The 14,517-nt window shown below is 65.8% G+C and carries 11 protein-coding genes; 1 reads left to right on the top strand and 10 read right to left on the bottom strand.

Annotated elements, in window-relative coordinates; genetic code table 11:
* Positions 1–117: 117 nt before the first annotated feature.
* From KUF59_RS28940 to KUF59_RS28955, 4 genes are all read right to left on the bottom strand, one after another.
* Positions 118–3,078, bottom strand: a complete 2,961-nt coding sequence (locus KUF59_RS28940; RefSeq protein WP_212455600.1) for a bifunctional [glutamine synthetase] adenylyltransferase/[glutamine synthetase]-adenylyl-L-tyrosine phosphorylase — start codon at positions 3,076–3,078, stop codon at positions 118–120.
* Positions 3,075–4,535 carry a sensor histidine kinase gene (locus tag KUF59_RS28945; protein ID WP_212455601.1) on the bottom strand — a complete coding sequence of 487 codons (1,461 nt, stop codon included), beginning with the start codon at positions 4,533–4,535 and terminating at the stop codon, positions 3,075–3,077. The genes KUF59_RS28940 and KUF59_RS28945 overlap by 4 nt, the downstream gene beginning before the upstream one ends.
* Positions 4,519–5,199, bottom strand: a complete 681-nt coding sequence (locus KUF59_RS28950) for a response regulator transcription factor (RefSeq protein ID WP_212455602.1) — start codon at positions 5,197–5,199, stop codon at positions 4,519–4,521. Before KUF59_RS28950 ends, KUF59_RS28945 begins: the two co-directional genes overlap by 17 nt.
* Positions 5,200–5,472: 273 nt before the next feature.
* Positions 5,473–7,053 (bottom strand): Do family serine endopeptidase, encoded by a 1,581-nt coding sequence (locus KUF59_RS28955; RefSeq protein ID WP_212455603.1) that lies wholly within the window; start codon positions 7,051–7,053, stop codon positions 5,473–5,475.
* A gap of 304 nt (positions 7,054–7,357) precedes the next feature.
* Between KUF59_RS28955 and KUF59_RS28960 the strand changes: the two genes are divergently transcribed.
* On the top strand, positions 7,358–8,428 hold the full coding sequence (locus KUF59_RS28960; protein WP_212455604.1) for a glycoside hydrolase family 88/105 protein: 1,071 nt from the start codon (positions 7,358–7,360) through the stop codon (positions 8,426–8,428).
* Here the strand turns inward: KUF59_RS28960 and KUF59_RS28965 are convergent.
* The 6 genes from KUF59_RS28965 to KUF59_RS28990 form a co-directional block, all read right to left on the bottom strand.
* Positions 8,425–8,967: a cytochrome c-type biogenesis protein gene (locus tag KUF59_RS28965; RefSeq protein ID WP_212455605.1), complete on the bottom strand. Its 543-nt coding sequence runs from the start codon at positions 8,965–8,967 to the stop codon at positions 8,425–8,427. The genes KUF59_RS28960 and KUF59_RS28965 overlap by 4 nt on opposite strands.
* 5 nt (positions 8,968–8,972) lie before the next feature.
* The gene (locus KUF59_RS28970; protein WP_258767272.1) at positions 8,973–10,955 is read right to left on the bottom strand and encodes a heme lyase CcmF/NrfE family subunit; all 1,983 of its coding nucleotides are present in this window, start codon (positions 10,953–10,955) and stop codon (positions 8,973–8,975) included.
* Positions 10,952–11,440, bottom strand: coding sequence for a cytochrome c maturation protein CcmE (gene ccmE, locus KUF59_RS28975; RefSeq protein WP_212455607.1), 489 nt, complete (start codon positions 11,438–11,440; stop codon positions 10,952–10,954). The genes KUF59_RS28970 and ccmE overlap by 4 nt, the downstream gene beginning before the upstream one ends.
* A gap of 37 nt (positions 11,441–11,477) precedes the next feature.
* Complete coding sequence (ccmI, locus tag KUF59_RS28980; protein WP_212455608.1) at positions 11,478–12,596, bottom strand: c-type cytochrome biogenesis protein CcmI; 1,119 nt, start codon at positions 12,594–12,596, stop codon at positions 11,478–11,480.
* Between the two features lie 134 nt (positions 12,597–12,730).
* Positions 12,731–13,000: a hypothetical protein gene (locus KUF59_RS28985; RefSeq protein ID WP_212455609.1), complete on the bottom strand. Its 270-nt coding sequence runs from the start codon at positions 12,998–13,000 to the stop codon at positions 12,731–12,733.
* A gap of 91 nt (positions 13,001–13,091) precedes the next feature.
* Positions 13,092–14,486, bottom strand: a complete 1,395-nt coding sequence (locus KUF59_RS28990; protein ID WP_212455610.1) for a hypothetical protein — start codon at positions 14,484–14,486, stop codon at positions 13,092–13,094.
* Between the last annotated feature and the right edge of the window lie 31 nt (positions 14,487–14,517).

Raw genomic sequence — 14,517 nt, forward strand, 5'->3', positions numbered from 1 at the left:
GAAACAACCCCATGCACAGTAGCCGGACGCGCCGACCGGCGATTTGCTGATTTTACGAATTTCGCTTGACGCGTCGGGCAAATCGGGGGTATATTCCCATCATCGCGGGATTTGGCTTCACCCGACGATCGCCCTAAACACGCGCCGGACCTCGGCCTGCGTTTCGCGCACACGCGCTTCGAGCGCGGAAAAGTCCGGTGTATCCCCTGCCCGTGCCATCACCCGCTGAAGGTCGATGCCCGCGGTCTCCGGATGGAATTTTCCGATCACGCAGAGCCGCAGGATCTGCGTCAGGTCGTGATAGAGCCGCGCGGCGGATCGCAAGATCTCCGCTTCCGAGGTGTCGAGAACGCCGAGTTTTGCGGCATTCTCCAGCACCTGGAGCGTCGAGACGCTGAGGATCTCCGGCTTGTCGGCGGCGTGGACGAGCTGGAGATATTGCGCGATGAAGTCGATATCGACGAGGCCGCCGGCCGCAAGCTTGAGGTCCCAAACGTCGTCCTCGCCCTTCTCCAGCGCGATCGCCCGTCGCATCTCGGCGACGTCGTTGGCGATGATCGCGCGGTCGCGCCGCCGCGTCAGCACCTGGCGAATGACGCCTTCGATCTTGTCGCGGAACGCAGGCGAGGCAGAGACGACGCGCGCGCGCGTCAGCGCCATGTGCTCCCAGGTCCAGGCTTCATGCTCCTGGTAGTCGGCGAAGGACTGGATGTGGGAGGCCACGGGACCTGCGCGGCCCGACGGCCGCAGCCGCATGTCGATCTCGTAGAGCACGCCGTAATTGGTCCGCGTCGTGAACGCGCTGATCAGACGCTGCGTGAAACGCGCGAAATAATGCGCGCCTTGCAGGGATTTTTCGCCGTCGGAGTCCGGATCGTCAGCGTCGAAATCATAGAGCAGGATCAGGTCGAGATCGGAGGACGCCGTCATCTCGCGGCTGCCGAGCCGGCCCATGGCGATGATCGCCGTCTCCTGCCCCTTGATCCGCCCGTGCTGGGCGGCAAAGCGATCGGCCACCAGCCCATGCACGGTGTGGACGATGCCCTCGGCGACATCGGCAAACGCCGTGCCCGCCTGCTGCGCCGAGACGGTGCCGGAGAGAATGCGCGTGCCGATCAGGAACAGGCTCTCCTGCCCGAACAGGCGGAGCCGGTCGAGAAATTCTTCGTATGAATCTGCGTCGCGCACGGTGGTCGCCAGGCGCGCCGACAGTTCCTGCCGGTCCGGCATCGCGCCGAAGAAGCGCGGGTCGATCAGGCCGTCCATGAGCTGCGGCTGCCGCGCCAGCATCTCGCCGAGCCGTGGGGCTGCGCCGAGCACCAGCGCCACCAGTTCGACGAGATCGCGGTTCTGGCTGAGCAGCGTGATCAGGCGGCCACCGCGCTGCAGCGCCTGCAAAAACTGGTCGAAGGCGACGACGGCGCGGTCCGGATCCTCGGCATGCGCGAGGCCGTCGATCAGCGCCGGCACGAACTCGACGAAGGCGTTCCGCGTCGCCTTGTTGCGGAATACGCGGTAGTGGCCGGTCATCCAGTCACGCACCGTCTGGGCCAGTGCGGCGGGTTTCTTGAAGCCGAGCGTCGTGAGATGCTGCAACAGCCGCTGGTCGTCGGGGCCGGCGCCATAGTCGACCGCGGGCAGCTTCTCGGTGCCGGTCGGGTCGCCCTCAAACAGCTTTTCGTAATGGCCCTGGACGATTTCGAGCTGGCGCAGGAGGTCGCGCGCAAAAGCTTCGCGGCTCGCATAGCCGAAGAACCACGCTAAGCGCTCGACCGCCTCCTTGTCGTCGGGCAGCGTGTGGGTCTGCTCGTCGGCAATCATCTGCAGGCGGTGCTCGACCCGGCGCAAAAATTCATAGGCCGCCGTGAGCTCGTCGCGGGCCTGATAGGTGATCCAGTTGCTGGTGGCGAGCACGTCGAGCGCAACCAGCGTCGGCCGCACCCGCAGAGCCGGATGCCGCCCGCCGGCGATCAATTGCTGAGTCTGGGCGAAGAACTCGATCTCGCGGATACCGCCGCGGCCGACCTTGACATTATGGCCTTCGACGGAGACGTCGGTCTGGCCGCGATAGGTCTGCATCTGCCGCTTCATGTCGTGGACGTCGGCAAGCGCCGCAAAATCCAGATGCTTGCGCCAGACGAAGGGCGAGATTTCGGAAAGCAGCGCCTCGCCGGCTTTGATGTCGCCGGCGCAGGCGCACGCCTTGATCATGGCGGCGCGCTCCCAGGTGCGCCCCTCCCGCTCGTAGTAATGCAGCGCCGCGTCGCGCGAGATCGCAACTTGCGTCGAGGACGGATCGGGCCGCAGCCGCAGGTCTACGCGGAACACATAGCCGTCATAGGTCCGTTGCTGCAGCAGGCGCGACATTCCCTGCGTGACCCGGACGAAGAACGGCTGCGGCTCGATATCGTCTGCCAGCGTCGTCATGTCCGGATCGAAGAACACGATCAGGTCGATGTCGCTGGAGTAGTTCAGTTCGCCCGCGCCCATCTTGCCCATCGCGAGCACGATCAGGCCGGAGCCTTCCTCCGGCGCATCGGGATTTGGTGGCGAAATGCGGCCACGTGCGGCTTCCTGTCGCAGCAGATATTGGAGAGCCGTCTGCACCGACGACACGGCGAGATCGGTCAGCGCCGCCGTCACCCGCATCACCGGCCAGACGCCGCCGATGTCGCACAGCGCGGTCAGGAGCGCGGCTTCCGATTTCATGCGGCGAAGCAGCCGGATCACCTCGGCTTCGTCTGACGCGGCGAAGACGGCGTGTCTGGTGTGCTCGATCAGCGATGCGAGATGCGTGTCGGGATCGCGCTGGAGCAGCCGGATGAAGCGCGCCGCATCGGCACGAACCAGCTCGAACAGATATGGCGAAAACTCCGCGATCCCGGTCAGGATGTCCCGGGCGAAGGGATGCAGCAATTGCGCCTCGATCGCAGCCGCGGCTTGCGGATCGAGCTCGGTCAGCCAGTCGCGAAGGCGTTGTTCGGCGGTGGTGGAAGCGGCAACATGAGGCGCTTCCGCAAACCGTGCGGCGAGAGCGACACCATGCTTGTCCGCGTTTCCCGGCGCGGAGGTGGTCATGCCACCTTCTGTGGCACATCCTGCGCTGGGGGAGCAACCCTGTCGCTGGCGCCCGCGCGCGCGGGCAGCACCAGCGTGGCGACGAGGCCGGGATGGGCGTCGCCGAGTTTCAATTCACCGGCGTGCAAGGTGGCGACGGCCGAAGCGAGGCTCAACCCCAGACCGGAGCCGGGGAGTGTCCGGCTCGCCTCCAGCCGCACGAATCGCTCGACCGCGTGCTTGCGATCGCCTTCGGGAATGCCGGGCCCGCGATCGGTGACGCTGAGCAGCACGGAATCGCCTTCACGCCGCGACTCGATCAGGATCTGGCGGCTGTCCATGCTGACCACGGTTCCAGCGGTCTGCGCAACGGGCTTGCCATATTTGATGGCATTTTCGACAAGATTGGCGAGAGCCTGACTGATCAGCTCGCGATTGGCGTGAACGGGCGTGGACTCCGTCTTCACCTTGAGCGTCATGCCGTCGTCTTCGGCGAGCGGCTCGTAGAGCTCGTGAATGCCATTGGCGACATCGGCGGCGTCAAAATCGTCCATGTTGCCGCGCGCCTGTCCGGACTCGGCGCGCGCGATCATCAGCAGCGCGTTGAAGGTGCGGATCAGTCCGTCTGACTCTTCGATGGTGCGTTCCAGCGCCGCGCGATATTCGCCCTCGCTGCCCGATTTCGCCAACGCCTCCTCGGCGCGGTTACGCAGCCGCGTCAGCGGTGTCTTGAGGTCGTGGGCGATGTTGTCAGAGACTTCCTTCAGCCCGGCCATCAGCGCCTCGATACGCTCGAGCATGGCGTTGAGGTTTTCGGCGAGACGATCCAGCTCGTCGCCGCTGCGCCCGACCGGCAGACGCTCGCTGAGATCGCCGGTCATGATGCGCTGGGCGGTACCGGTCATCGCATCGATCCGGCGCAGCACCCTGCGCGCGACGAACACGCCGCCGCCGAGGCCGAGCACCACGACGATGAGGATCGACCATTGCGCGGCCTTGGCCACGATACCGACCAGGCGGCGCCGTTCGTCGAGATCCCTGCCGATCAGCAGGCGAAAACCATTCGGCAGCTCGCTGACGTAAACCAGCGCGCGATGATCGCGGCTGTCGGCCTCCTCCATCCGCCGGTAGGCCGTTTCGATCCAGCCGCGCGTCGCCATCACGCCGGGCGCGAGCGAGCCGACATTGCCGGCAATGGCCTGTCCGGACGGGTTGGTCACGAGATAGAGGTTGGCGTTCGGCCGCAGCGACCGGTATTCGATCGCGCGCGCAAGGCCGTACAGGCCACGGCCGATGTAGATGTCGTTGATCTCCGCGGTTTCGACGTTGACCGTCTGCGTGATCTCTTCGGTGATCAGCCGGCGCGTGTTCCAGGCGAAATAGGCGAGCAGCGAGGCCGCGAACATCGCAAACAAGAACAGATAGACCAGCGTCAGCCGGAACGCCGTGGTGCGGACGAGTTTACCGAATGCCGTCACGGATCATGTACCCGGCGCCGCGGATCGTGTGCAGCAGCGGCCGCTCAAAACCCTTGTCGATCTTGGAGCGCAGCCGCGAAATGTGCACGTCGATCACGTTGGTCTGCGGATCGAAATGATAGTCCCAGACGTTCTCCAAGAGCATCGTGCGCGTCACCACCTGTCCGGCATGCTTCATGAGATATTCGAGCAGGCGGAATTCGCGCGGCTGCAGCGTCAGCTCGTCCTTGCCGCGGGCGACGCGGTGGGACAGACGGTCGAGCTCGAGATCGCCGACCTTGTAGACGGTGTCCTCGGCCGGCGCGCCGCGGCGGCGCGACAGCACCTCCACGCGCGCCAGAAGCTCGGCGAACGAATACGGTTTTGGCAGATAGTCGTCGCCTCCAGCCCGCAGGCCCTTGATGCGGTCGTCGACCTGCCCGAGTGCGGAGAGAATCAGGACCGGCGTCGCATCGCTCTTGTCGCGCAGCGCTCCGATCAGCGACAGGCCGTCGCGCTTGGGCAGCATGCGGTCCACCACCAGCACGTCGTAATCGCCGCTCTCGGCCATGACGAGGCCTTCCTCGCCGTCGGCGGCGTGGTCGGCAATGTGTCCGACTTCGCGAAACGCCTTCACGAGGTAATCGGCGGATTCGCGGTCGTCTTCGATGATGAGGAGGCGCATCGTGCGTTCGGCGGCGGTCAAGGAGGTCAACCCTTCTGGCAACATGGCGCGGGCAACTCACGCTTGCAAGCCGAGCCGGAGAGACTCGGCCGGGGAAAAAGAGCGGGCGGTGAAGCTGGGGGACCTCACCGCCCTTAGGCCCTTCCGACGGAGGGGGGCGTATTCCACCGGAAGGTAGGCTGGGGAAGCGGGCGTTGCTCGCTCCCCGGAAGGGGGCCGGCGGCGGGGGCGACTGATGCCGGCGGCTCCCTTCATCTCGTAAGCGCCTCGCCGTTAACCTTTGGCGAGGGGGATGGCGACGAAGCGCGACTGTCCGCCGCTCTTCACGCGCATCAGAACGCTGTTCTTGTTGTCGGTGCGCGCCGTGTTGATCGCTTCGCGCACGTCACCGGCGGTCGCCACGCTCTTGCCGGCGACTTCGAGAATCACGTCGCCTTCCTTGAAGCCGCGTTCGGCCGCGGCGCTCTTCGGATCGACCTGGGTGACCACGACGCCGTCCTTGCCGGCGCCGGCCACGCTGTTGGCGGGAGCGACCGTCATGCCGAGCTTCGGCACGTCGGTGCCGCGCTGTTCAGCACCCTTGTCGCTGTCCTCGGTATTGGCCTTGGCCTCGACCGTGTTCGGCAACTGGCCGAGCGTCAGGTTCACGACCTTGTCCTGGCCCTTGCTCAGCACGTTGAGCTTCACGCTCGCGCCCGGCGCCATGCCGCCGATGGTACGGGCGAGCTCGCGCGCATCCTTCACCGGCTCGCCATTCACCGAGGTGATGACGTCACCGGACTGGATGCCGGCCTTGGCAGCCGGACCGTTGGCCTGCGGCTCAGCGACCAGCGCGCCTTCGGCCTTCTTCATGCCGAGGCTGTCGGCGATGTCTGACGTGACGGGCTGGATCTGCACACCGATCCAGCCGCGGCTGACCGAGCCCTTGTCCTTGAGCTGGGCAACGACCGTCTTCACCGTGGAAGAGGGAATCGAGAACGCGATGCCGACGCTGCCGCCGGACGGCGAATAGATCGCGGTGTTCACGCCCATCACGTCGCCGTCGATGTTGAAGGCCGGACCGCCGGAATTGCCCTTGTTCACGGGCGCGTCGATCTGGATGAAATCGTCATACGGACCGTTGCCGATGTCGCGGCCGACGGCCGAGACGATGCCGGCGGTCACGGTGCCGCCCAGGCCGAAGGGATTGCCGACCGCGAGCACCCAGTCGCCGATGCGCGGCTTGCCGTCGGCAAGCTTTGCAAACGGGAAGTTCGAGCTGCCCTCGACCTTGATCAGCGCGAGGTCGGTGCGCTGGTCGGTGCCGATCACCTTCGCGGTGTAGGTCTTGCCGTCGTCGGTCGTGACTTCGACCTTGTCGGCGCCGTCGACGACGTGGTTGTTGGTCACGGCAAAGCCGTCAGCGGAAATGAAGAATCCCGAGCCCTGGCCGGTGACGGCACGTCCGCCGCCGCGCGGGCCACCGCGCAGGCCGGGAACGCCGTCCGGTCCGCCGAATCTGCGGAAGAAGCGTTCCATCGGGGAACCCGGCTGGAACGGCGAGTCCTCATTGTCGTCGTTGCTGGCAGTCTTTTCCTTGATGTTGACCTTCACCGACATCACCGAGGGCTTTACGCGCTCGACCACATCGGCAAAGCCGATGGGACGCTCGACCTTGCGAACCTCGGTGTTGACCTGCGCATGCGCCGGGCTCGAGAACAGGTCCGACGGCGACGTTGACGGACTGAAGCCGTACACGGCGACGCCCAGGCCGGCCGCAACCGAAGCCATCAGCGCAAACTTGCGGGCAGAGACCAACGACCGGCGGGACTGCCGGTAGGACGGGAGGTTCGAAAGATCGGGACGATCGGTCATGCAGAGGTCTCCAAGGCCATGAATTCTTTGGTGCGAATTCTTTGGTGCGGATTGCCAGCACCTTACGGACGTGAAGATGGGGACTTGCGCCTTACCGTGCGCTGGCGGCGGGGTTAAAGTTTTGTAATAAAGGGCTGCGGCGGATGCGGCAGTTTAGCGCAGGCTAAAGGTCGTGGTTCCACAGGGGCTTAATTGGGTTCCCGAACGTGGCGGAAACGTGCGCCGTTCTCTCCCGCCACACCGCGAAAGCGGGTGATAATCTCGTGGTTCTACCCGCCGATAATCAGCAGTCTGGAACAGAAGCATGAAGGCAGTTGCACTGACGGCCATCCTGCTCACCGCTCCGCTCGCACCGGCAACCGTGCGCAATACGGCCCAGCAAGTTGCGAGCTGGCAGGTGTCATATCTCCATGAAGCGCCCCATGCGCCTGAAACGGATTGGACACGCGCCGCCTTCTATATCGGTCTCGCAAGATGGGCCGCGACACCAGGTCAGAGGAAATACTTCGACGCGATCCGAGAGCTTGGAGAACGCACCGGCTGGCAGATCGCCAACAGCGACGGGACACTCCCGATCTACTCAGCGGACGATCATGCCATCGGGCAGGTCTACATCGCGGCCTACGATCGTTTCGGCGACCGACGCATGATCGAGGCGACCGTGCAGCGGCTGGAATATATCCTCCAGCACCCGCCACAGGTCTCGCTCGAGTTCGACAACGCGGAGTGCATGCGGCGATGGTGCTGGTCCGACGCCATCTTCATGGGGCCAGCCACATGGTTCGGCATTGCCCGCATCCAGAAGGACCGGCGCTTCCGTGACTATGCCGACAGGGAATTCTGGGCCACGAAAGACGTCCTGTTCGATAGCCAGGAGCACCTGTTCTACCGCGACAGCCGCTTTATCGGGAAAACTGGTGAGCATGGCGAAAAGATACTGTGGGGCCGCGGTAACGGCTGGGTGCTCGCCGGGCTTGCCAACATCCTGCGCGAGCTTCGCTCCGGCGACCCGCTGCGCGAGAAATACGTCAAACTGTTCGTCGAGATCGCCGATCGCGTAGCGAGCCTCCAGCGCCCGGATGGCTTCTGGTCCACGTCGCTACTCGCTCCGCACGACACAGGCACTCCAGAATCCAGTTGCACCGGTCTCCTGACCTACGGCCTTGCCGCAGGGATGCGGATGGGACTTCTCGACGCAAAGCGGTTTAGTCCAGTGGTCAAACGAGGCTGGCAGGCTCTGGCATCGGCGACGACCAACGGCAGGCTCGGCCGCGTGCAGCCGATCGGCGACAGGCCGGACGCCGTTCAGATCACGGACACCCAGCTCTACGGATCTGGCGCTCTCTTGCTGGCCGCGTCCGAACTCGTCCACTAACGTGCGGACGCGCCTGGTCCGGCCCCACAGATGGAGTCCGGTCGCACGGATGCATCTTTTGCAACGGCAGTTGGCGTATCGGACATCAACGCAGCCAGCCTCGCCTCTTCCTCGGGCGTCAGCGGCAGCGATACCTCGCCGTCGCCTCCTGCGCGGCGCCGGATTTGTAGCCACAGTGCCAGACCGCCCGCAATCAGCGCCAGCGGCGTCAGCAGCCACAGCAGCATGGTCTGGCGTTCGAAGCGCGGCTTCAGCAGCACGAACTCGCCGTAGCGTGCAACGAGGAAATCGATCACCTGCGAATTGCTGTCACCGGCGGAGATGCGCTCGCGCACCAACAGCCGCAGATCGCGCGCCAGCGGCGCCTCGGAATCGTCGATCGACTGGTTCTGGCAGACCATGCAGCGCAGTTCGCGCGACAATTCGCGTGCGCGGGCTTCCTTGGCGGGATCGGCCATGATCTCGTCGGGCTGCACGGCGTGCACGGCCGGAAGCCCGAGCAGCACGAGCGCGAAGATCGCCGCCATCATCCGACGCATCAAAATCACTCCGCCGGCTGGAGGCGCTGCTGCGCCCGCGCCGGCTTTGGCGCGCCGACCCGCAGCCGCCGATCCGAGAGCGACAGCATGCCGCCAAAGGCCATCAGCACCGGCCCCCACCAGATCAGCAGCACCAGCGGCTTGTGATAGATGCGCACCGCGATGGCGCCCTCGGCCGTGACATCGCCGAGCGAAACGTAGAGCTGGCTCGCGCCGCGGGTCAGCAGTGCTGCTTCCGTGGTTGACGAACCGCGCGTGGTGAAGCTGCGCTTCGACGGCGCCAATTTGCTGAGCGTCTCACCATCGCGACTGATGTTGAACTCGGCGATCATCTCGCGGTAGTTCGGACCTTGGCGCTGAAACAGGCCGTCGAGCTTCAACTCGTAGCCGGCGACCTTGGCGACGTCGTCGGGCTTCATGGTGCCGATATATTCGCTGTTCCAGGTGGTCTCGCAGACGATCCCGATCAGGGCTATGCCGAGGCCGGCATGCGCGAACGCCGTGCCCCAGACCGAGCGCGGCAATCCGCGCGCGCGGCGCAGCGCCGTCGCGACGGGCACGCGGAAGAGGCCCGTGCGCTCGACGAGGTCGGTGAGCGCGCCCAGGATGACGAAGACGGCGAGTGCGATCGCGGGCGCCGCCAGCGCGCTGCCGCCGCGCGCCCAGGCCCACACCAGAGCGAGCACGAATAGCGCGCCGATGCCGGCCGCAATCAGCCGCTGCGCCGCGCCAAGCAGATCGCCGCGCTTCCAGGCCAGCATCGGTCCGAACGGCACCGCAATCAGGAGCGGCACGAACAGCGGGCCAAAGGTCAGGTTGAAGAACGGCGCGCCGACCGAAATCTTCTCGTGGGTCAACACCTCGAGCCCGAGCGGATAGAGCGTTCCGACCAGCACGGTTGCACAGGCCGTGGTGAGGAAGAGGTTGTTCAGCACCAGCGCGCCCTCGCGCGAAATCGGCGCGAACAGCCCGCCCTGCTTCAACGACGAGGCGCGCGCGGCATAGAGGCTGAGGCTGCCGCCGATGAAGACGCAGAGAATGAGCAGGATGAACACGCCGCGGGTGGGATCACTGGCAAAGGCGTGCACCGAGGTGAGCACGCCCGAGCGCACCAGGAAGGTGCCGAGCAGCGACAGCGAGAAGGTCAGGATCGACAGCAAGATGGTCCAGACTTTTAGCGCGTTGCGCTTCTCCATCACCAGCGCCGAATGCAACAGCGCCGTGCCGGCAAGCCAGGGCATCAGCGAGGCGTTCTCGACCGGATCCCAGAACCACCAGCCGCCCCAGCCGAGCTCGTAATAGGCCCAGTACGAGCCCATGGCGATGCCGAGCGTGAGGAAGATCCACGCCATCAGCGTCCACGGCCGCACCCAGCGCGCCCAGGCCGCGTCGATCCGGCCCTCCAGTAGCGCCGCGATCGCAAAGGAGAACGAGATCGAGAAGCCGACATAGCCGAGATAGAGCATCGGCGGATGCACGGCCAGGCCAATGTCCTGCAGCACCGGATTGAGATCGCGCCCCTCGATCGGCGGATTGGCGATGCGCAGGAACGGGTTCGATGTCATCAGGATGAAGAGATAGAAGGCGCTGGCGACCCAGGCCTGCACGGCAAGCACATGCGCGCGCAGCGACAGCGGCAGATTGTTGCCGAAGGCCGCGACGAGGCCGCCGAACAGCGCCAGGATCGACACCCACAGCAGCATCGAGCCTTCATGGTTTCCCCACACGCCGGTAATCTTGTAGATCAGCGGCTTCATGGAGTGGGAGTTCTCATAGACGTTGGCGACGGAGAAGTCCGAGGCGACGTGCAGCGTCACGAGCGCGACAAAGGACGCGCCGACGAACAGGAGCTGCGCCAGCGCGGTCGAGCGCGCGACATTCATCAGCGCAGCGTCCTGCAGGCGCGCGCCGATCAGGGGAACGATCGATTGGATCAGCGCCAGCGCAAGCGCGAGCACCAGCGCGTAATGTCCCGATTCCGCGATCACCGCACGGCTCCCTTCGGATCGCCCTGCGCGGTCACCCCTGGTTTTGCGCCGTAATCGTCCTTCCAGTGCCCCTGCTTCTTCAGGGCGTCGGCGACTTCCTTGGGCATGTAGGTCTCGTCGTGCTTGGCCAGCACCGTGTCGGCCTTGAAGACGCCGTTGGCATCGAGCGCACCTTCGGCGACGACGCCCTGCCCTTCGCGGAACAGGTCGGGCAAAATGCCCTTGTAGGCAACCGGCAGTTTTGCATTGCCGTCAGCGACCTCGAAGCTCACCGCGAGATTGTCGCCGCGCTGGAGCGAGCCGGGCTGCACCAGGCCGCCGAGGCGGAACCGCTTGCCGGGCTCGACGTGCTTCTCGGCCACCATGGTCGGGGTCGAGAAGAACACGATGGAGTCGCGAAGCGCGTTCAGCACCAGCGCGGCCGCGAGCGCGAGCACCGCGAGCGATCCGCCGATGATTGTCATACGTCGCTGCTTGCGCGTCATGGCAGATCTCTTCCCGAGCTAAATCGTCCCGCGATCGTCATCCATCGAGCCCCATATTCTTCAGGCCCTCGTTGAGCTGGCGCAACCGGTCCGAATCGTTGGCAACCGCCTGGCGCGCATCTGAGAGCGCCGCCTTCGCCTTGTCGCGCTCGCCCATCACGAGATAGGCGCGCACCAGGCGCAGCCAGCCGTCGACGTCGTCGCCATTCTGCTTGAGCCGCGTCGCAAGCCGCTCGACCATGCCGCGCACCATCGCTCCGCGGTCGCCCTCGCTCAAATCCTTGGCCGCCGCGAGCGTCTCGTCCGAGAGCGCAGGCACAGCGCTGCCGCCGACCCGCACCAGCGACGACGCTACCAGTGGACGCCACGGCGCGTCGGCCGGCGCCTTCGCCAGCAGCGTGCGCCAGATCTTTGCCGCATCGTCCTTGCGGCCGTCCTGCTCGGCCGCAAGGCCGAGAAAATAGTTCGCCTTCGGCTCCTCGGCGTTGAGCGCGAGCGCGCGCTCGAACTCGCCCTTGGCTTCCGCCGTCACCACGCCGCCCGCGGCCGCCGACAGCGCCTCGCCGAGATCGGAGTGACGCTCGGCGTTCTCGCCGCTATAGGTCAGCACGTTGCGATAGGCGCGCACCGCGTCGTCGTAGCGGCCGAGCCGTTCGAGAACCGGCGCGAGAACGTTCCAGCCGCGGCCGTCGGTCGGGTTCTTCTCCAGATGCTGCTCGACCTGCGTCACGAGGTTTTCGAGCGACTGCGCCATGTTGGGCGCGCGGCTGCGCTCGGCGAGCGGAGCGTCGTGAAGCCGGGGCGAGCCCAGGGGCGCATAGACACCGATGGCGACGAGCGGCAATCCGACCAGCGCCAGCACCGCCGCGGCACGTCGCCATGTCACGTTGGACCGGCCGGCGGACGCCTGTTCCGCACCTGCGGCCGCCAGCAGCCGGCGGCCGATCTCGACCCGCGCGGCTTCGGCCTCAGGTGCGGCGATCAGGCCGGAGGCGAGATCCCGCTCGATCTCGGCGAGTTGGTCCTTGTAGACCGCAGTCTCGCTGCCTTGACCTTCAAGGTCTTGGCTGGCCGCGCGACCGCCACGGCCGAGCGGCCAGAGCACGGCGAAGATCGCCGCGACCGTCATCAGCGCGAACACGAACCAAAGCGTCATCAGGCAGGTTTCCGGCAGGCGCGTGACCCGCGCCGTTACCGTCGCTTTACACCACGCCTAGGCGGGGCGCCAATTGACAATTGTCAATTGGGCGCGACGGCAATCCGGGGCCGAAATGGTTCTGATACAACGGCTTAGCCGACCTCAAACTCGATGCTTCGCGCGGCGTCCTCGCCATGGCCGTTGAGGGCTTTCAGAAAATAGGTTCCCGGCCTGATCGTATCGGGCAGCCGGATGCGCAGCGCGCCGACGGGAACGGGGGACGCAATGGTCGTGACGGGCTCGACGAGTTGTCGGCCGCTCGCCTTCTCAACCAGCACGACCTTGGCCCTGATCATCAAGCTGCGATAGGTCGCCGAGATGACGCGGTTCTCAATTTCCACGAAGCTGATGATGGGTTTCATGCGCGAGTTTGTCCCGAACTGCGCGCGGACCGTACGTTGCGCTATGAACAACGTCAACTATAACTTGTAGGCGGAAATTTTTCGCGTGATGTCAGCCGGCGCGCGACGATTTGCGCTCGCCGGTCAGCGCATTCTCGGCCGCCCGGCTCATCAGCGAGGCGTAGTCGTCGCCGAACAGCACCTCGCAGAAGCGGATGGCGGCGGACATCTGCTGCTGCCGGTAGGTGCGGACCTTGAGGTCGGCGGCACGCAGCGATTGCACCAGCGATTCCGTGGACCGCTCGACATATTGCTGGAGGTCGGAATAGGTGCGCAGCGTCACCTCGTTGATCGCGAGCTCGCTCGCATAGTTGCGGCAGGTCGCGACGAAATCGATCAACGCCACGGTCTCTTCCACCTCGGTGGTGTCGATCCGCGCGCCCGGCGGGATGTCCTTCTCGGCGCGCTGGCGCAGGATGCGGCGAACGCGGCCGGGAACGCTGTCGATCTCGGATTGCAGGGCGTTGGAAATGTCGGCGCGGATCGAGGTGAGCTGCTTGCCCCAGGCGGAATCGTTGCGCAGGTCGAGCTCGGTGCGAAGGCCGCGCACGCCGTCGTGCAGCGCCTTCAGGTTCTCGCCGATATTGTCGAAGCGGCCGCGCTTGATGTCCATGCGCAGCATCGCGGCCAGACAGGACAGATCGTGCAGCGCGATGGTGACGGCCACGCCGAACGGCGTCGCCGCGACGCGGATCTCATCGTCGGAGGCTGCCATCTTGATGGCGAGGCGGATGATCTGCCAGGGCGCCGTCATGCGCTGGATCACCATGGTCAGCGCGAACGGCAGCATCTGCGGCGTCTGCAAGGCGGGAACGTTGAGCGCCGCCGTCACCGAAGCGATCTGGGAATCGCCGAAGGCGCGCAGGGACCGCGGCAGGCGGCCGCTCAGCGCATCGACCGCTTCGCGAAGCTGGAGCACCGCGCCGATCGAATAGAGATCCTCGATCACGTTGGGCGGTCCGACGCGGGCGAGCGCGCGCGATTTGTCGCCGCCGCCGGGGCCGGTCAGTTGAAAGATCGCATCCGCAGCTATGCCCTGCATCTTGCGGGCCAGCGACTCCACCTGGGCCTCGTCGGACAGGCGGCCGAGCGCGGTTTCGAACTCGCGCATCTGGTCCGGAGCGCCGTCACGCCCCAGCCACTGCCAGATCGGCTGCAGCGAGGAGCGGCGGATCTGGCCGACGCGGATCGGAATGCCGGCATCGACCAGGAAGGGTTCGAGGGGCTGAAACAGGACGCGCGCCGGGTCCCCACTGCGCGCCGGCGCATCGTCGTCGGGCTCGGCGGCACGCACGATCCTGCGCAATTGGTCGAGCACGAGGGTCGCCACCGCCGTGTCCTGGCCGCGTTCGAGCGCGCGCTCGAACTCCCGCATCAGCAGCGCCTGCGCCTGCGGCGGGAGCTGCGCGAGATAGTCTCTCAGCCGCTCGATCGATGTCTGGCTCATGAGCCCGGTATGCACGGTGGTCTGGCGGACG

Origin of the sequence: Bradyrhizobium arachidis (assembly GCF_024758505.1) — a bacterium.
Taxonomy (GTDB): domain Bacteria; phylum Pseudomonadota; class Alphaproteobacteria; order Rhizobiales; family Xanthobacteraceae; genus Bradyrhizobium; species Bradyrhizobium manausense_C.

What these genes read in the sequence shown, in the direction of transcription:
- KUF59_RS28940 (WP_212455600.1), bottom strand. Translation starts at nt 3,078, where the DNA reads ATGACCACCTCCGCGCCGGGAAACGCGGACAAGCATGGTGTCGCTCTC.
- KUF59_RS28950 (WP_212455602.1), bottom strand. Translation starts at nt 5,199, where the DNA reads ATGCGCCTCCTCATCATCGAAGACGACCGCGAATCCGCCGATTACCTC.
- KUF59_RS28955 (WP_212455603.1), bottom strand. Translation starts at nt 7,053, where the DNA reads ATGACCGATCGTCCCGATCTTTCGAACCTCCCGTCCTACCGGCAGTCC.
- KUF59_RS28960 (WP_212455604.1), top strand. Translation starts at nt 7,358, where the DNA reads ATGAAGGCAGTTGCACTGACGGCCATCCTGCTCACCGCTCCGCTCGCA.
- KUF59_RS28965 (WP_212455605.1), bottom strand. Translation starts at nt 8,967, where the DNA reads ATGCGTCGGATGATGGCGGCGATCTTCGCGCTCGTGCTGCTCGGGCTT.
- ccmE (WP_212455607.1), bottom strand. Translation starts at nt 11,440, where the DNA reads ATGACGCGCAAGCAGCGACGTATGACAATCATCGGCGGATCGCTCGCG.
- ccmI (WP_212455608.1), bottom strand. Translation starts at nt 12,596, where the DNA reads ATGACGCTTTGGTTCGTGTTCGCGCTGATGACGGTCGCGGCGATCTTC.
- KUF59_RS28985 (WP_212455609.1), bottom strand. Translation starts at nt 13,000, where the DNA reads ATGAAACCCATCATCAGCTTCGTGGAAATTGAGAACCGCGTCATCTCG.
- KUF59_RS28990 (WP_212455610.1), bottom strand. Translation starts at nt 14,486, where the DNA reads ATGAGCCAGACATCGATCGAGCGGCTGAGAGACTATCTCGCGCAGCTC.